General features: G+C 61.4%; 14 protein-coding genes and 3 pseudogenes. 4 read left to right on the top strand and 13 right to left on the bottom strand.

Features of this window, described 5'->3' with window-relative positions; all coding sequences use genetic code 11:
• Positions 1-50: 50 nt before the first annotated feature.
• Positions 51-800, bottom strand: coding sequence for an SDR family oxidoreductase (locus MF410_RS08525; protein WP_097625410.1), 750 nt, complete (start codon positions 798-800; stop codon positions 51-53).
• Between the two features lie 106 nt (positions 801-906).
• Between MF410_RS08525 and MF410_RS08520 the strand changes: the two genes are divergently transcribed.
• Positions 907-1,587: a TetR/AcrR family transcriptional regulator gene (locus MF410_RS08520; RefSeq protein WP_097625411.1), complete on the top strand. Its 681-nt coding sequence runs from the start codon at positions 907-909 to the stop codon at positions 1,585-1,587.
• A gap of 21 nt (positions 1,588-1,608) precedes the next feature.
• Here the strand turns inward: MF410_RS08520 and MF410_RS08515 are convergent, their stop codons facing one another.
• A complete protein-coding gene (locus MF410_RS08515) occupies positions 1,609-3,123 on the bottom strand; it encodes an FAD-dependent oxidoreductase (RefSeq protein WP_097625412.1) in 1,515 nt (504 codons plus the stop codon).
• 44 nt (positions 3,124-3,167) lie between these two features.
• Between MF410_RS08515 and MF410_RS08510 the strand changes: the two genes are divergently transcribed.
• A complete protein-coding gene (locus MF410_RS08510; RefSeq protein ID WP_097625413.1) occupies positions 3,168-3,680 on the top strand; it encodes a MarR family winged helix-turn-helix transcriptional regulator in 513 nt (170 codons plus the stop codon).
• A 37-nt stretch (positions 3,681-3,717) separates the two neighbouring features.
• Here MF410_RS08510 and MF410_RS08505 read toward each other — a convergent pair.
• From MF410_RS08505 to MF410_RS08475, 7 genes and pseudogenes are all read right to left on the bottom strand, one after another.
• A pseudogene (locus MF410_RS08505) lies at positions 3,718-4,111 on the bottom strand (RidA family protein).
• Between the two features lie 37 nt (positions 4,112-4,148).
• On the bottom strand, positions 4,149-4,730 hold the full coding sequence (locus tag MF410_RS08500; RefSeq protein ID WP_097625415.1) for an NAD(P)H-dependent oxidoreductase: 582 nt from the start codon (positions 4,728-4,730) through the stop codon (positions 4,149-4,151).
• A gap of 28 nt (positions 4,731-4,758) precedes the next feature.
• Positions 4,759-6,135 (bottom strand): annotated as a pseudogene (locus tag MF410_RS08495) (FAD-binding oxidoreductase); the annotation flags it as partial.
• 1 nt (position 6,136) lies between these two features.
• Positions 6,137-7,450, bottom strand: a complete 1,314-nt coding sequence (locus tag MF410_RS08490; protein ID WP_097625417.1) for a cytosine deaminase — start codon at positions 7,448-7,450, stop codon at positions 6,137-6,139.
• On the bottom strand, positions 7,450-8,301 hold the full coding sequence (locus tag MF410_RS08485) for an ABC transporter permease (protein ID WP_239620316.1): 852 nt from the start codon (positions 8,299-8,301) through the stop codon (positions 7,450-7,452). Before MF410_RS08485 ends, MF410_RS08490 begins: the two co-directional genes overlap by 1 nt.
• Complete coding sequence (locus MF410_RS08480) at positions 8,301-9,125, bottom strand: ABC transporter ATP-binding protein (protein WP_097625419.1); 825 nt, start codon at positions 9,123-9,125, stop codon at positions 8,301-8,303. Before MF410_RS08480 ends, MF410_RS08485 begins: the two co-directional genes overlap by 1 nt.
• Before the next feature lie 72 nt (positions 9,126-9,197).
• Positions 9,198-10,214, bottom strand: a complete 1,017-nt coding sequence (locus MF410_RS08475) for an ABC transporter substrate-binding protein (protein ID WP_097625420.1) — start codon at positions 10,212-10,214, stop codon at positions 9,198-9,200.
• Positions 10,215-10,395: 181 nt separating this feature from the next.
• Between MF410_RS08475 and MF410_RS08470 the strand changes: the two genes are divergently transcribed.
• Positions 10,396-11,346: a LysR family transcriptional regulator gene (locus MF410_RS08470; protein ID WP_097625421.1), complete on the top strand. Its 951-nt coding sequence runs from the start codon at positions 10,396-10,398 to the stop codon at positions 11,344-11,346.
• Positions 11,347-11,474: 128 nt separating this feature from the next.
• Here the strand turns inward: MF410_RS08470 and MF410_RS08465 are convergent, their stop codons facing one another.
• Positions 11,475-12,272: a creatininase family protein gene (locus MF410_RS08465; RefSeq protein ID WP_097625422.1), complete on the bottom strand. Its 798-nt coding sequence runs from the start codon at positions 12,270-12,272 to the stop codon at positions 11,475-11,477.
• Between the two features lie 240 nt (positions 12,273-12,512).
• On the opposite strand from MF410_RS08465, the gene MF410_RS08460 reads away from it, so the two are divergent.
• Positions 12,513-12,992 carry a DUF2938 domain-containing protein gene (locus MF410_RS08460; protein ID WP_097625423.1) on the top strand — a complete coding sequence of 160 codons (480 nt, stop codon included), beginning with the start codon at positions 12,513-12,515 and terminating at the stop codon, positions 12,990-12,992.
• Positions 12,993-13,180: 188 nt separating this feature from the next.
• Here MF410_RS08460 and MF410_RS08455 read toward each other — a convergent pair whose 3' ends face one another.
• The 3 genes and pseudogenes from MF410_RS08455 to MF410_RS08445 all read right to left on the bottom strand — a co-directional run bounded on the left by MF410_RS08455 (position 13,181) and on the right by MF410_RS08445 (position 16,175).
• Positions 13,181-13,822, bottom strand: a complete 642-nt coding sequence (locus MF410_RS08455; protein ID WP_097625424.1) for a ThuA domain-containing protein — start codon at positions 13,820-13,822, stop codon at positions 13,181-13,183.
• A gap of 17 nt (positions 13,823-13,839) precedes the next feature.
• Positions 13,840-14,941 (bottom strand): annotated as a pseudogene (locus MF410_RS08450) (Gfo/Idh/MocA family oxidoreductase).
• Positions 14,942-14,975: 34 nt separating this feature from the next.
• Positions 14,976-16,175 (bottom strand): ROK family transcriptional regulator, encoded by a 1,200-nt coding sequence (locus tag MF410_RS08445; protein ID WP_097625426.1) that lies wholly within the window; start codon positions 16,173-16,175, stop codon positions 14,976-14,978.
• Positions 16,176-16,308: the final 133 nt, after the last annotated feature.

Here is a 16,308-nt window from a genome sequence, read left to right as displayed (position 1 = left end):
GCCTCCCGCCGTTTCAGGCCGCGCCTCACGGAGAGCCGCCGAAAGCGTTGTCAGATCTGCGCCCAGCCACCGTCGACGCACAATTCAGAGCCTGTGATGTAGGCCGAGTCATCGGAGGCGAGAAACAGCACTGTTTTGGCGATCTCATCGACCGTGCCGCTGCGGTGCATCGGAATTTGAGCATGCACCTGCACCTTCGTCTGCTCGATCATCTCTTCGCTCATGCCTGCTTTACGCGCCTGATCGGTATCGATGTAGCCCAGAGCCATGGCATTCACGCGAATCCCTTTCTCGCTCAGTTCCACGGTCAGCGAGCGTGCCAGCGAACGAATGGTGGCTTTCCCCGCGGAGTAGACGCTGACATAGGGGCGGCCTTGTCTGCTGAGCGTCGAGGTGTTGAGGATGATCGAGCCGCCGGAGTGCATGAGCGGAACGAGTTTCTGCACTGTGAAGTAGGTTCCCTTAAAGGTGTTGGCGATGGAAAAATCGAATTCTTCCTCCGACATGTATTCGAACAGGTTTGGCTTTGCCCCGCCGGCATTCGCAAAGATGATATCGACGCGACCATACTTTCTTTCGAGATGGTCGCGAAGCGCATCGATATCTGCAATCCTGGAAATATCGCTGCGGATGGCGTCGACACCATTGCCGATGCTTTGCGCCGCCGCATCCAGCGTCGCCTGATCGCGGCCAGTGATAACGAGTTTTGCGCCTTCTCGTGCGAAGAGCTTGGCTGTCGCCAGTCCCATTCCCGAGTTGCCGCCGGTGATGACTGCGATTTTACCGTCCAATTTACCCACATTCGTCTCCAATTTACGTCTGAAGACCCGGCATGGCGTGCAGGATTGCTGGAGCAGCGGGGCCGGAAGTTATATATGAAACATCCTTCAGCTTTTGGATTCGCTTATGGGAACGGGCTCTCCGCTACCGCTAACCCCCCGGAAATCCCCGCGTCAGGGCCGAGCCATCGCCACTGTCGACGCCATTTTCGAGGCAACCCTTCAGGTTTTGTCGAGCGATGGCCTCATCCGTCTGAACACCACGCGAGTGGCTCGCCGTGCCGGCGTTTCTGTGGGAACGCTCTACCAGTATTTCCCGAACAAGCTGGCCTTGCTCTTCGCGGTGCTGGAGCGACACCTCGAAATGCTGGCCGGCGCCATCGAGAAAGCGCGTGATCAAAACCGGTGCGCTGCGAAAGAGTTGATCGCCGAGCCCGTGGTGAAGGCCTATCTTCAAACGCAGTTGGCGCAGGCTGAGATTTCCCCAGCCCTCTATCGCATCGCCATGGAACTCGACGTCCGCGCGTTGATCGAGGCGGCGGTCCGGCGGAGCGCAGGGGCCATCGAGGCGATGCTGTCCACATCGGCGGACGGCCGTTTCGCCGATCCGGGCCTGCTTGCTCAAACCCTGGCGGCAGCGCTTTACGGAACCGTCCCGCCCTTCTGCCACCGCGTTTTGTCCGCGGCCGATGGTCTTGAGGCCGAAAGGCAGCTGACGACCATGTTTCGCTCATATCTGGTTGCGCAGCCGGAATTGAACGACCGGGAATGCGAGGTCAGCGAGCCGGGAATGCGCTGTGACCGATAAAGGCGCGGTCAGCTTATCGCCTCATGACCGTTCTCCCGCCGTCAGGCCAAGGCCCAACTGGGCGAGATAGTCTTCCAGCGCCGAAGCTTCACGGGATGCGACAATTGCGCCGATATAACCGTCCGGACGCACCAGCACGAAGTCGCCCGGCGTCAGGGCGTAGGCGTTAAGGAAGTGTCCGCTTTGATCGATGAGGTCGCCGCTCCCGCCGATCCTGTGAATATGTAATCCCTTGCGCGATGGCACGGCTGCCTGGTCGACCTCATAGCCGAGCAACGTCCAGTGCGTGCCCTTGTACAGTTCGAACAAACGTCTCGGCTGGCCGGCCGCAGCCATGAGCGGTGCATCGGGCGCACGGTTGCCTGCCAGCAGGCCGCCGCGCCGGGCCGGTTTTTCCAATGAGAGGGAAGATTCGGGATAGCCGATATCGAGCTGATGGACCTCGCGGCCACGCCTGAGATCGCCGCGCTTCAGCGCATCGAGAAGACCGGTGGCAAGACCGAGCATCGCCGCCGCGATCGGGCGGCGCTCTTGCTCATAGCTGTCGAGCAGCGCATCCGGCGCGCCGCCGGCGACCGCCGCCAGCTTCCATCCGAGATTATAGGCGTCCTGCACGCTGGTATTCAGACCCTGGCCGCCGGTCGGCGGATGCGTATGGGCGGCATCGCCGGCCAGGAAGACGCGGCCGAGCCGGTAGCGATCGGCAAGGCGGGCATTCATGTGGAAGGCCGACGCCCAGGAAACCGAGTGGACGTGAATATCGTCGCGGCCGGTGCGCTCCGCCACCAGCGCGGTCAGACCCGCCGCGGAAAGATCGATCTCACCTTCGAGCGGGATCGGTGCCTGGATCTGGAACAGCTCCGTTCCGGCGAGCGGGCAAAGCCCAATCTGCCGCTGCATATAGCCTTCGCCGAACCGATGCCAGGCGTCGCGATCCAGACCCGTCAGCATGACGTCGGCGACGATGGCGCGCACGCCGAGCGTCTTGCCGGGAAAGCCGATATCAAGCGCGTGGCGCACGAAGCTGCGCCCGCCATCGGCGCCGACCAGCCAGCGCACGCGGATCGTCTCTTGCCCGGACGGACCCTGGAGCCGCGCCGTCACGCCCGCATCATCCTGCTCGAAGCCGATGAGTTCACATCCGAAGTCCGGGCGGTACCCTAGTTCGAGGAGGCGCTCGCGCATCACGCCCTCGGTCTGGAACTGCGGCACCATCAGCGGAAAATGATAGGGCTCGGCAGGCGTCGGCTCCTCGCGCAGGACGGCGTCGGATTCGCTGAAGCTTCCATCGTCGCGATATTCCCGCTGCCGGGGATAGGCGCCGCCGAGCGCGACGATCCGGTCGAGGATGCCGAGATCCTCGAAGACTTCCTGCGTTCTCGGCTGAATGCCCTTGCCGCGCGAGCCGCGGAACGGGTCGTTCAATTTCTCGATTAGACGAAAGCTGACGCCGCGCCGCGCCAGCTCGATCGCCAGCGTCAGGCCAGCTGCACCGGCACCTGATATTAGCACGTCCACCGTAGAATTCTGTGTCATTGCCATCTCCATGTGTGTATTATGCACATAATAGGAGAATCGATATGCCGTCAAGAAATAATGTGCATAATACACATATGTCGGAAAGGCTGCGTGAACTGCATGGGGCTTTGATCGAGATTGTCAGCGTCATGAACCGGCCGCAGCGTGACGAGCAGATGGTGCGCGAGGCGGGGATATCACTCGATCGTGCGCTGTTTCCGCTGCTGGTCACGGTGGAACGCCTCGGCCCGATCGGTGTGGTCGAGCTCGCCGATCGCGCCGGGCGCGACTACACCACCGTCAGCCGTCAGGTTGCCAAGCTCGAAAGCCTCGGCCTGGTCGAGCGTCGCGGAAGTGCCGCCGATCGCCGCGTGCGCGAGGCGGTCATCAGCCCGAAAGGCAAGGCGATGACCGATCGCATCGACGTGGCGCGTGAAAGGATCGGCCGCGCCATCTTCGAGCGCTGGGACGAGCACGACTTCAATGAGCTCGTGCGGCTGATGCGGAAGTTTGCAGAGGATATCGGCGATGATACCGGCGGTAACGTGGCAGAGTCCCAGGGAGCGGGCGGGTGACGAGGGTGCGTCCCTGGGTGCGTCCCGAGGGCTCGCCTCAGCAAAACAGTTTGGCGGCGGTGACTTCGACTTCCACGAGGAATTCTCAGGCGGGTGAAGCCGCTGACGATGATCAGCGTCGAGGCCGGCTTCGGATCGAGCGTATAGCGATCCCGCATGGCCATATAGGCGGGGAAATCCTCACGTTTCGTCACAAAACCTGAGATGCGGATGACGTCGGCAAAACTCATTTCCGCTTCGGCGAGAATTGCCTTGATGGCCTCGAAGCAAAGTTCTGCCTGAGCGCCGATATCCTCCGGCACTTTCTCGTCGAGACCGATGCCGAGCTGCCCTGAGGTCACGAGCAGCGAAGCGCCCGGCGGCACCAGCAGCCCGTGATTGTAATTTCCGAACGGACGGCGGACGGACGGGGGATTGAAAATCTTCTTCATAGGCCGTTCCTCAGTGCAACGAGGACGCTGCGGGCTCTTAAAACCGCTCCATCGCCGTCTTCACCTTCTCCAAAAAACTGGCCCGGCTTTCCGGCGTGCAGTTGTTCATGTCGTAATGGGCAAGAAAGGTGACCGGCCGCAGCGGATTGATCTGCGCCCTCAGCACACGCTTGACGATCTTCTTCGGCGGGTTGCCGGCGGCGAAGGCGCGAAACGGCGTCGCGCCGTATGTCAGCACCGCCGCGAGTTTCCTGATGTGGCGCAGCCGCGATTCCACCTTGCCGTCGACCAGTTCGAAGGAGACGCCAGGAAGCCAGACGCGATCAAAATAGCCCTTCAGGATCGCCGGGAAACCGAAATTCCAGATCGGCGTCACCAGCACCAGCGCTTCGGCCTGCTTCAGCCGCTCGACATAGGGTTTCACCAGCTCGGTATTGCCGGGATAATCGTGATAGGCGAGCCGGTCGTGTCGGGAGAGCACGGGATCGAAATTCTCGGCATAGAGATCGCACGCATCCACCTCGTGACCGGCCTTTTGCAGGCTCTCCAGCGTCTGTTTGTAGAGCGCCTTGCCGTAGCTTTCCTCGACCGGATGCGAGTGAAGAACCAGAACTCTCATCAGGCCTCCATGACGCTCGCGAGCCCCGGAAGAGATAATTCTTGCCGGCATTGAAATCGAAATCGGGATTTTCCCAGGCGATCATCTTGCCGGGGTTCAACAGCCCTCTCGGGTCCGTTTCCTGCTTGAAGGCGAGCTGTACCTTGTCGGTGCGCTTCATGCCGCCTTCTTCAAGCGTATAACGATGCGGATTGAAGATCGGGCAGCCGTGATCCTGGTGGATCTTGATGATCTCCTCGAGGCGTTCCTCCGTGCTATAGCGCACCAACGGCAGGCCGGAGCACTGGATCTGACCGTCGAACCTGATGAATTCGAGATGGCCCGGCACTTCGTCGCCGAAGATCTCGACCATCTTGGCGACCTTGGCGACGTGATCCGGGCCCGGATACTGAACCTGCAGATAGGTGAAGCCGGGATCGACCTTCAAGGCACGCAGCGTCGTGTGGTTCCAGGCAAGCTCATAGGCATGCGGAATACCCTTCATGCTTTCGACCGTGTCGGAGCGGAAGATGATCTCGCCCTTGTGGGCGGCTGAAAAGGCGAGGAAGGCATCCATCGAATGCGGCGCGATCATCAGCACCACCACCGACTGGCCCTTGCGGATATAGGGTCTGTGGCGGGTGAAATAATCGTGCGGGATCGGTGCCGCGATCGGGGCGATTTCCTTGACGAGGATGCCGTTGCATTTTGCCAGCGCATCCGAGAAGCGCACCGAAGCCATGAAGTCGTCATGGCCGACAAGCACGTCGACCCAATCATAGGCAGGGGCGAGCGGCATTTCGATTTCGGTGATGATGCCGTTGGTGCCGTAGGCATGGCTGACCTTCTGCAGATCCCAGCCGGTTAGGTCGAGCACGCGCGGCTCGGCCTCCATGGTAACGACGCGCAGACGCAGAATATTGCCGAGATCGCGCAGTCCGCCCCAGGTGATCGAACCGACGCCGCCGGAGCCGCCGGCGACGAAGCCGCCGACCGTTGCCGTCTGCGCCGTCGACGGATGGAAACGCAGTTCCTGACCGGAATGCGCCTTGGTCTGCTTGTCGAGTTGAGCAATGACGATGCCTGGTTCGCAGACCACCCGACCGGGATGGATTTCTTTGATCCTGTCCATGGCGGCAAGGTTCAGCACGATCCCGCCGGAAAGTGGCATGGCCTGGCCGTAATTGCCGGTGCCGGCGCCACGCGGCGTCACCGGCACGCCATGGGCGAAGGCGACCTTCAGCGTTTGGATGACCTCTTGCTCGTTTTTCGGCGTGACGACGAGATCGGCCGTCACATTGTCGAGCTGCGCTTTCAGGATCGGCGAATACCAGTAAAAATCGCGGCTCTTCTGGCGCACCAGCGCCGGATTGTCCTCGATGGCGATGCCCTCGAGTTCCTTTTTGATCGTTTGATAATCCGGCATGTCAGGCTCCAACGATGTTATCGAGTTCACGGTAATCCGGCAGGCTGCGGTCGATCACCTTGCCGCGACGAAGCACGACGCGGTCGGACTGTGGACGGGAGAGAAATTCGCCCCAGCGCCGGGCGCTGAAGAGCACGAGATCGGCCAGCGCGCCGGCGGCGATGCGCCCCTTGTCGGGCCGGCCGAGAATATCCGCAGGCGAGGTAGTGACGACGCGCGCGGCCGTGTCCAGCGGGTGATCGAGATGCAGGATGCGGACTGCTTCACGCAACACCTCGACCGGGTCGAGATCGCCATAGGCATAGAAGGGATCGCGGGTATTGTCGGAGGCCACCGCTGTCGCAACGCCGGCGGCCGCCAGTTCCTTGAACAGGGTCACGCCGCGCCAGCGAGGGGTCCGGCCGGGATATCGGTCCTGCAGATAGAGGTTGCACATCGGCAGCGAGACAATGGAGAGGCCGGCCTTTGCGACGAGCTCGACCGTGCGTTTTGCCGCCTCCTCGTCCTGCCTGGCGAGCGAGCAGCAATGGCCTGCCGTCACCTTGCCGTCGAACCGGTTGCGCAGCACGGCTTGCGCGATCGCCTTCAGCGTCTCGGCGGCGGGATCGTCGCTTTCGTCGACATGAAGATCGACGTCGAGGCCCTTATCGGCGGCAGCCCTGAAAAGCACATCGAGCTGGCTGTCGAGATCGGGATTCATCCGGGTAACGCCGCCGATCAGCCCGCCTTTTTCGCGCACGACGGCAACCAGGTCAGCGAAATAAGCCGCGTCCACCATATTCTCCATCGGGAAGAGCGCCACCGCCTGCAGCGCGACCCTGTCTTTCCAGGCCTCGCGCATCTCGGCAAAAACCTCGAAGGAAATGCGGTGCTGCGGCGCCAGCGAATCGAGATGCGTGCGGATCAGGCTGGTGCCGTGCGCATAGGCCGAGCGCAGCGAGAATTCCATGCGCTTGCCGACATCCGCTGCCGACCAGTACGCCTCCCGGTCCGCTCGCACCGCGTCCAGGGCGCCAGTGAAGGTGCCGTCGGGATTGGCGTTGCGCGGCCAGATATGCCCCTTGTCGAGATGGGTGTGCATGTCGGTGAAGCAGGGCCAGACCATGCCGTCCTTCAGATCGGATCGTGGCAATTCCACCGGGGCTGCACCCGCCGGCAGCAGCGCGGAGATGACGCCATCGGCGATGACGATATCCGCCTTGACCAGCCCCTCGATCGCCGGCGCGTCAAATCCCTCGATGGCGACGGCAGGCAGCGTCGCATTGCTCAGCACGAAGCGGCCGGCATTGGGCGGCGAAATGAAGGAATGGGTCATCAGTTTTCCCGTTTCAGGCTGCTCTCATGCCAACGATGCAGGGCGAGCCAGGAAATGAACGAGGTGACGGCGAAGATCGCCACGCCAAGCAGGGAGAGCATCAGCAGCGCGGCGAAGAGGCGCGGAATGTTGAGCCGGTACTGTGCTTCGAGCAGCCGGAAGGCAAGGCCGGAGCCGGCGCCCGCCGAGCCGGCCGCGAATTCTGCGACGACGGCGGCAATCAGCGCCAGGCCGCCGCCGATCCTGAGGCCCGTCATGAAATAGGGCTGGGCGGCGGGCAGTTTGAGGAAGAGCAGCGTCTGCCAGCGCGAGGCGCCGTAAAGCTCGAAGAGATTGATGAGATTGTGGTCGACGCTCTTCAACCCCTGGACCATATTCGAAAGGATCGGGAAGAAGGCGACGAGGAAGGCGCAGATTAGCAGCGCCACCTGGGTCGACGGTGCATAAATCAGGATCAGCGGCGAGATCGCCACGACCGGCGTCACCTGCAGGATGACGGCAAGCGGATAGAAGGCAAGCTCGATCCAGCGCGACTGCACCAGGAAGATCGCAAAGCCGACGCCGCCGACAAGGGCCAGCATCAGCGACAGCAAGGTGATCTTGGTGGTGACCCAGAGGGCAGGGGCAAGCGTATCCCGGTCCGTTACGAAGGCGTTTGCGACGGCGGCCGGACCCGGCAGGATATAGGGCGGCACGCCTGAGAGCTTCACATAAGCATACCAGATCAGGACCAGCAGGCCGATAACGAGGAAGGGGATGGCGATGCGCAGCGCGAGATCGCGGCGTCTTGCGCCTGCTGCATTTACGGAAAGATGAAGGAGCCGCGGCGGCGTATCCGTTTCGTCATGCATCAATGCTCTCCCGCCGCGTTGATTGCCCCGATCAGCGAAAGGGAGACCGTCTCACAGGCCTTCCGGTATTCTTCCGAGGTGCGGTAATGCTCGTCGCGTTCCAGGCTGGTGGTCAGCGGAACATCGGCATGCACACGGCCGGGCCTTGCCTTCATCACCACGATGCGGTTCGAAAGATAGGCGGATTCATAGACCGAATGGGTGACGAAGATGACGGTGATGCCTGTCGTCTTCCACAGCCGCAGCACGTCGTCGTTCAGCCTCTGGCGGGTGATTTCGTCAAGCGCGGCGAAGGGCTCATCCATCAAAAGCAGCTTCGGTTTCGTGACCAGCGCGCGGGCGATCGAGACGCGCATCTTCATGCCGCCGGAAAGTTCGCGTGGATAGGCTTTGGCGAAATCCTGGAGGCCGACGGTGGTCAGCGCCTGCATGATCTCTCCATGCGCTGCCGCCTTCGAAACCCGCCTCAATCTCAGCGGCAGGTGGACATTGTCGAACACGTTCTTCCACGGCATCAGCGTCGGCTCCTGGAAGACGAAGCCGATATCGCCCTCCGGCAGGCCCCTGGCATTGATGCGCGAACTCGGCCAGTCAATCGCCCCCGACGTCACGTCGCCAAGGCCGGCGATGATGCGCAGCGCTGTCGACTTGCCGCAGCCCGAAGGGCCGAGCAGGCTGACGAACTCGCCGCTTTCGACGGTGAGCGACATGTCGGAAAGGGCGACAGTGCCGCTGGAAAAGACCTTCGAGACCGACTGCATCACGACCAGCGGCCGCTTGCGCGTCTCTTGCGGGGATAAGGCCTGGGCCTTTGCTAACGGCATTGCCTGTCTCATTCACCAGGGGAGTATGCGGTCCGCCACCACAGGCGGACCATCGGCCGACGTCGGAGGTGCCTACTTCTTCATCGCCATTCCGATGCTCTTGCAGACGAATTTCGTCGTGAAGGCTTTGCCGTAATCGGTCTCCGGCTTGAACACCTTGATCGCCACCATCTCGTCGAAGAACGCCTTGTAATGCGCGTCGGTGATGCAGCCGATGCCCTTGTCCAGGCTGTCGCCGGATTCGATGATGCCGTATTCCTTCATCTTGGCGATCGAGTAGGCGATCTGGCCATCCGTCATTTCAGGATTGTCCTTCTTGATCAGCTCATTCGCCTTGCTGTTGTCGCCGTAGAGGTAGTTGTACCAGCCCTCGATCGAGGCATCGACGAAGCGCTGGACGACATCCGGCTTGCTGTCGATCATCGTCTGTGTGGTGGTGATCATCGTCGAATAGGGCGAATAGCCGTTGTCGGCGAGCAGGAAGACCTTCGGTTCGAAGCCGGCCTGCTTCTGGATCTCGTAGGGCTCGGAAGTGAGGTAGCCCTGCTGGGCGGATTCCTTGTCGGCAAGGAAGGGCGCGGGGCTGAAATTGTAGGGCTTATACTGCTCGTCCTTGAAGCCCTTGAAGTTCGCCTTCATCCATTCGAAATAGGTAAGGTAACCGTCCTTGCCGAGAAACAAGGTCTTGAGCTTGGCAAGATCCTCGAATTTGTCGATACCCGTATCCGGATGGGCGATCAGGACCTGCGGATCCTTCTGGAAGATCGCCGCGACATCGACGAGCGGGATGCCCTGTTCGACAGCCGAGATCTCACCCTGCGGCCCACCCATGTAGAAATCGATCTTGCCGGAAATCAGCAGCGCGCTGTTGGCCGCGTTCGGGCCGCCCTGCACGATCGTGACGTCGAGGCCGTGTTTCGCATAGGTGCCGTCGGCGACCGCCTGGTAGAAGCCGCCGTGCTCGGCCTGCGCCAGCCAGTTCGTTCCGTAGCTGACCTTGTCGGCCGCATGCGCCGCAACAGTAGCGACGAGCGCGCCACCAAAACCCATAAGGGCGGAAAAGACCGTATTCTTCAGTGCATTGGGCATGATCAGCGTTCCCCTTTTGAGTTCGCAACGCCTGTGATGACGTCGGATTTTCTTCATTGGAGCGATTGCTTTGCTCTTTGAAAAGCATCAAATTTCGTGCGCAACGATGCCTTTTTGGCATCTCAACGGCAGCCTGTGCCTAATTTGTGCGTCTGCTTTATTTTCATGCAACGAGGTTGCCATGCTGCATTCCCGAAAGCTCATCTACATCAATGAGATCGCCCGCACCGGTTCGATCCGCAAGGCGGCGGCGCGGCTGAATGTGGCGTCATCGGCGATCAACCGCCAGATTCTCGCGCTGGAGGAGGAAATGGGCGCGCCGCTCTTTGAGCGGCTGCCGCGCGGCCTGCGGCTGACGGCGGCCGGTGAACTCTGCATCGAACATATTCGCGAAGTGCTGAAGAATTACGAGCGGCTGGAAGGGCGTATCCGCAGCCTGAAGATGCAGCAGGCCGGCAAGGTCCGCATCGTTACCACGGTTGGCCTTGCCGCCGGCCCTCTGCCTGACATCATCGCTCGGTTCCAGTCGGAGCATCCGCGCGTCTTCATGCAGCTGCGCAATGACGCGGGCACGATGACGGTCACTCCGGTGCTGTCGGGCGAGGTGGATATCGGCCTCGGCTTCAACATTCCGGCGACACCGGGCATCCGAACGCTTGGCAGTTTCGATATCCCGATCGGCGTGGTGCTGCCGCCCGGCCATCACCTGATCGGTTCAGGCCCGATCAATCTGGCGGATATCGTCCAGGAGCGCCTGGTGCTGGCCCAGCAGGGCACCAGCCTGCGTGATGTGATCAATCTGGCCTTGGCGCGCCTCGACGTGCATGTCGAGCCGGTGCTTGAGACCAATGCGTCGGAGATGTTGAAGAAGCTGGTCAAATCGGGGGCGGGGCTGACGATACTAAATCCGCTCGACGTCATCACCGAATGCAGGCAGGGCGAGCTCGTTTTCCGGGCGATCGCCGAACCGCATGCGCGCCAGCAGCCGATGAAGCTTTTTGCCCGCGCCCGCGCGCCGCTCGATTCAGCCACCAGCTTGTTCGTCGAATACCTGCTCGCCGAACTTGCCGGCCTCGTGCAGGAACTGCAGGCCAAAGGTCATATCGTGATGGAAAAGCCTGTCGCACCTTAGAACAGGATTCATATTCTAGGGGTCGACCTAAATATGAATCCTGTTCTAAATTAAAGGGTTAGAGCATGATGTCGTCCGAAAACCGCACACACTTTTCGGCCTAATGCTCTTGGTCGCTTTCGCCGGCGTTATTGTGAATAGAGGCTGGAAAGCGGATAGCGCTTCAGGTCGGACAGCAACTCGATGAAGCCCTTGACCTGATGGCGGCAGATCGCTTCGCCTTTCTCCACCGTTCCGCGCGAGGCGTCGCCGACGACGCCGTGCGGATTGAGGTCGTGGGCGATCCAGGCAAGCGAATGCGGCGGCAGCGGCTGGATATATCTCGATTGTCCGCGCATCCATTCGGCCTTGGAGGTGAAATTCTGCGCCCTGTCCATCCGCACCAGATCGGGGCGGAAATAGAGCATCAGCGAGGTCTCGACCTCGCCCCCATGGATGCCGTATTTCAACTCGTCTTCGCCGATCATGCCTTCGGGATGACCGAAGCGGCCCCATTGCGTTGAGACGACGGCCATCTGACAGCGGACGCGCAACTCGCGCGCGACGATGCTCATGATGTCGACATTGCCGCCATGCGAATTGACGATGACCATCTTGCGAATGCCGGCTTCGGCAACCTTGGCGCCGATCGCCGTCCAGACGGGAATGAGCAGCTCAGCATCGAGCGACAGCGTTCCCGGCCCATAGATATGTTCGTTCGCCTTGCCGATCTCCTGCGTCGGCAGGACCAGAAAATCGAGGTCGTCGGGCTTCTGTTTCCGCAGTTCGGCCAGCATGCCGTTGGCGATCGCCACATCGGTCGCGATCGGCAGGTGCGGACCGTGCTGTTCGGTCGAGGCGATCGGCAGGATGGCAATGGTCGTGTCGGGCGAAAGTCCGGCGAAATCGGAGCTATTCAGTTCGTTCCAGTAAAATGGCATTGCCATCGCCGCGCCTCTCATTGCCGTTTCGACAGTGAGTAGGAAATATCGCTGCACGCGAAAAGCATCAATTTGCGCCCGCACCGATGCCTTTTTGCGGATGATGCAGCATCGGCCATCGCCCAGAGGGCGGGGCACTGTCATATAATCCCCGGATGCGCGAGGAATTCACTGGAGCCATTGCGCCGACGCGCCTGCAATGGTTTGCTGGCGTCTCTGCAATTTAACGCTCTCCGGTGATTCCCAATGTTCGATATTCTGTGGCGCGGCTTGGCGATCGGCGCCGGCGCAACCATCCTGATGGACCTCTGGGCGATCGTGCTCACCAAGGTCTTCGGCCAGACGGCGCCCAATTGGGCGCCGGTCGGCCGCTGGTTCTGGCATCTCCGCCGCGGCAAGGTCTTTCACGACAGCATCGCCGATGCCGAGCCCTATGCCAATGAACTGGCGCTCGGCTGGATCAGCCACTACGCCGTCGGCATTCTCTACGGCGTTATCTTCGCGCTCATCATGGGGCAGGGCTGGTTGGCCGTCCCGACATTTCTCCCCGCCTGGATATTCGGCATCATCACCGTCGGGGCAGGGTGGTTCCTGCTGCAGCCGGGCCTCGGCATCGGCTGGGCCGCTTCCAAACATCCGACCCCGAATAAGGTGCGGTGCTTCAATCTGCTGGCGCATACGGTGTTTGCGCTGGGGCTTTATGGGACGGCGTTGATCCTGCGTTGAGATTGCCAAAAACCCCTCCCCACAAGGGGGAGGGGCTAAGCTGTGGTGTCCGGCGGCGACCGAAAGCAGAGGTCGTATTGGCTGGTGCCGTTCGACGGATTGATACGATAGAGTTTATGTGAAGCGGTGCGGCATCTGAGTCCCTCCCCCTTGTGGGGAGGGGTCTTTGTTCCCCGCGAACCGAACAACTATCGCGCTGCCCAATTGGCGCCGCGGCGGAAAATCGTCTTCATCTCCGGCACGTCGAACTCCTTGGCCTGATGGCCGAGCGAGGAATAGAAAACCCGGCCCTTGCCGTATTTGCGCTTCCAGACGACCGGCATGACGACGCCGTCGATCCAGTAGGCGTGCTCGCCGGTGAATTTCGTCGTCGCCAGCACCTCGTTCGAGGGGTCGACATGCATGTAATATTGCTCCGACGTATAGGGGAAATCGGCAATCCCCTCCATCAGCGGATCGTCCGGCCGGGTGATGTTGACGGTATAGTCGATGATATTGCCGGGATGGGCCACCCACTGGCCGCCGATGATGAACTGGTAGTCGACGGAGTCGCGGAAGGCATCGCCTGCGCCGCCGTGATAACCGGCGATGCCGACGCCGCTTTCGACCGCGGCGGCGAGGTTCTTGACCTCCTCCTTCTCGATCTTCGACATCGTCATGATCGGCACGACCAGGCTGAGATCATGAACGGAAGGGTCGGCAAGGGCCTCGGTGCCGTGTTCGAGATAGACCTTGAAGCCGTCCTCCTCGAGCATCCCCTTGATGATTTCGGCGCATTCCTGCGGCTCGTGGCCGCTCCAGCCGCCCCAGACGATCAGTGCTTCACGCATAGTCATTCCTCCTGAAATTATTTCGCCAGCCGTCCGTCGACGATGGATTGCGATATGGGGGCAGGGCGCTCCACCGCCGTTGAGATCGCCACCGTCCGGCCGGTCTCAGACGCAGTGTGGAACGCTTCCATGACCTCCAGCACATGCAGCGCCAGATCGCCATTGGCGCGATGCGGCCGGTTGGAGCGGATCGCATGCGCCATGTCGGCGACGCCGAGCGAGCGGTAATTGCCATCGGCATAGGGAGATGTGAGGGGCTGATCCTCGAATTGGCCGCCCTTGCGCAGATATTCGACAGGGCCTTCAAATCTGTTGGGATCGGGCACAATAAGCGTGCCCTCGGTGCCGTAGACCTCGAGCGGCACATGCTTGTGGCCGGCGACGTCGAAGCTCATGGCGATCTGGACGACGGCACCGCCTGCAAAAGCCATCATGCCGGTGACATGGGTCGGCACGTGCACGGGAATGCGCTCGCCGTTGCGCGGCTCGCTTGATATCAGCCGTTCGGGCCGCGGCGTCGTCGCAAAGCCCGCCACTTGAGCGACCGGCCCGAGAAGATTGACGAGGTCGGTGATGTAATAGGGACCCATGTCGAGCATCGGCCCGCCGCCCAATTCGTAATAGAAGGCCGGGTTCGGATGCCAGCGCTCATGGCCCGGGCACATGAAGCTCGCCGAGCCGCCGACCGAGCTGGCCGATGACGCCCTGGTCGATCAGCGCGCGCGCCGTCTGATGACCGCCGCCGAGGAAGGTGTCGGGGGCTGCGCCGATGCGCAGATTCCTGGCCTTGGCGGCCTCCGCCAATTTTTTCCCTTCCGCGAAATTAATCCCCAGCGGCTTTTCCGAATAGGTATGTTTGCCGGCCTCGAGCGCCTGCAATGCCACGGCAACATGGGCTTTGGGGATCGTCAGATTGACGATGATTTCGACCTTGGGGTCGGCGAAAAGCTCCTCGACCGTTCTGGCGGGAACATTGAATTCACGCGCCTTGGCTTCCGCCAGTTCCCGGTTGAGATCGGCGACGCCGCGGATGTCGAGAATGGGAAAGGACGCCATCGCTTTGAGATAGGCGCCCGAAATATTGCCGCATCCGATGATGCCGATACCAACTCTTTCCATGAATTCCTCCATCTGATCGTGATTGTGACACCCGTCAGAGTGCCGGCCCGGTGGTGCTCCAGGGCGATTCGTAGAGTTCGTAGAGCGCCACCGCAGCGGCACCCTGAGCCCAGAAATCATCGCTCGAATCGTCGAAGACGAGTTCGCTCACGCCCTTCAGTGAGGGCGGAATGGCAAGCGCATAGGCATCGCGCAGGCTGTTCAAAAAGGGTTCGCCGAGCGCCAGGCTCGACCCGACAAGGATGACGCGCGGCGGCGCAAACAGCGTAACGATATTGGCGATGGTCAATCCCACCGCTTCGCCGGCGCGGATGGCGGCGCCGATCAGCCGGTCGTCATCGGCCTTGATCAGGGCCTGGGCATGAGTCATGCCGCGCCCGAGCCGGATCGCTTCGGCAAAACGCCCGTCGGCCTGCTGTTCGCCGAGGATGGCGCTTTCGCCGGCCTGGCTGAACAGCCGCACCACGCCATTCGGCCCCATGCCGAGCACGAGGTCGCCGAGATTGTGGCTGAGACCGCCGGCGCCGCGGAACAGGCTGTTGCCGTGCAGCACACCGAGGCCCAGCGTCTGCTCCAATGAAATCAATACCATATCCTCGAGATCGCGCGCTTTGCCGAACCAGTGATGGCCAAGCGTGATGGCATGCGCGTCACTTTCGACGATGGTCGGCGTCGACAGCCGCGTCGACATCTCGGCGGCGAAATCGACATTGGTGTCCCGGAAGATCGGGCTGCTTCTGATGTAGCCGGTGCGGTGCTCGATGACGCCGGGAAAGCCGAGGCAGACGCTGTCGACATCTTCGAGCGACAGCCCGGCATCGACGACGCAGCGCCGCACGCCGTCCTCGACCAGATCGGCGATGACGCCGATCGGCTGCCGGTCGAGGCGGATCGGCAAAGCGAGTTTCGACAGCACGTCGCCGCGGAAATTGGTGACGACGAAGACCATCCGGTTGGCGGCGATCTTGCCACCGACGACGCGGGCGGCGTCGGGATTGAGCTCCAGCGCCACACGCGGCCTGCCGCGCACCGCCTCGTTGCGGATATCGCCTTCGTGGCGCGGCAGGATCAGCCCGTCGTCGAGCAGCGAGGCGGTAATGGCGGAAACCGTGGTGGTCGAGAGTTCGGTGCGTTCGCTGATCTCGATGCGCGAGATCGGACCATGGCGCCGGATGGTGTCGAGCACGTTCAAGCGATTGATCGCGCGCATCAATTCTGGATCTGCGGTCTTCATGAAAAACTAGCCGGCATCGTTCGTTGGGCGGAAGCCAATATTTTTAACGGGTTACGAAATAAATAGCAGGCAATCCCACGGACCTGTCAAGCACATTTGGTAAAAATAGCGGCAATTGGGTTGACATCCGGCA

Source organism: Rhizobium sp. C104, assembly GCF_022354505.1.
GTDB classification, from domain to species: Bacteria; Pseudomonadota; Alphaproteobacteria; order Rhizobiales; family Rhizobiaceae; genus Rhizobium; species Rhizobium redzepovicii.
Note: the sequence above shows the minus strand (reverse complement) of the source record. Positions and strands in the feature narration are given on the sequence as shown.

Bases quoted from the DNA above. Each gene is read 5' to 3' on its own strand.
- MF410_RS08520 (WP_097625411.1), top strand. From the start codon at position 907: ATGGGAACGGGCTCTCCGCTACCGCTAACCCCCCGGAAATCCCCGCGT.
- MF410_RS08515 (WP_097625412.1), bottom strand. From the start codon at position 3,123: ATGACACAGAATTCTACGGTGGACGTGCTAATATCAGGTGCCGGTGCA.
- MF410_RS08510 (WP_097625413.1), top strand. From the start codon at position 3,168: ATGCCGTCAAGAAATAATGTGCATAATACACATATGTCGGAAAGGCTG.
- MF410_RS08500 (WP_097625415.1), bottom strand. From the start codon at position 4,730: ATGAGAGTTCTGGTTCTTCACTCGCATCCGGTCGAGGAAAGCTACGGC.
- MF410_RS08490 (WP_097625417.1), bottom strand. From the start codon at position 7,450: ATGACCCATTCCTTCATTTCGCCGCCCAATGCCGGCCGCTTCGTGCTG.
- MF410_RS08485 (WP_239620316.1), bottom strand. From the start codon at position 8,301: ATGCATGACGAAACGGATACGCCGCCGCGGCTCCTTCATCTTTCCGTA.
- MF410_RS08480 (WP_097625419.1), bottom strand. From the start codon at position 9,125: ATGCCGTTAGCAAAGGCCCAGGCCTTATCCCCGCAAGAGACGCGCAAG.
- MF410_RS08475 (WP_097625420.1), bottom strand. From the start codon at position 10,214: ATGCCCAATGCACTGAAGAATACGGTCTTTTCCGCCCTTATGGGTTTT.
- MF410_RS08470 (WP_097625421.1), top strand. From the start codon at position 10,396: ATGCTGCATTCCCGAAAGCTCATCTACATCAATGAGATCGCCCGCACC.
- MF410_RS08465 (WP_097625422.1), bottom strand. From the start codon at position 12,272: ATGGCAATGCCATTTTACTGGAACGAACTGAATAGCTCCGATTTCGCC.
- MF410_RS08460 (WP_097625423.1), top strand. From the start codon at position 12,513: ATGTTCGATATTCTGTGGCGCGGCTTGGCGATCGGCGCCGGCGCAACC.
- MF410_RS08455 (WP_097625424.1), bottom strand. From the start codon at position 13,822: ATGCGTGAAGCACTGATCGTCTGGGGCGGCTGGAGCGGCCACGAGCCG.
- MF410_RS08445 (WP_097625426.1), bottom strand. From the start codon at position 16,175: ATGAAGACCGCAGATCCAGAATTGATGCGCGCGATCAATCGCTTGAAC.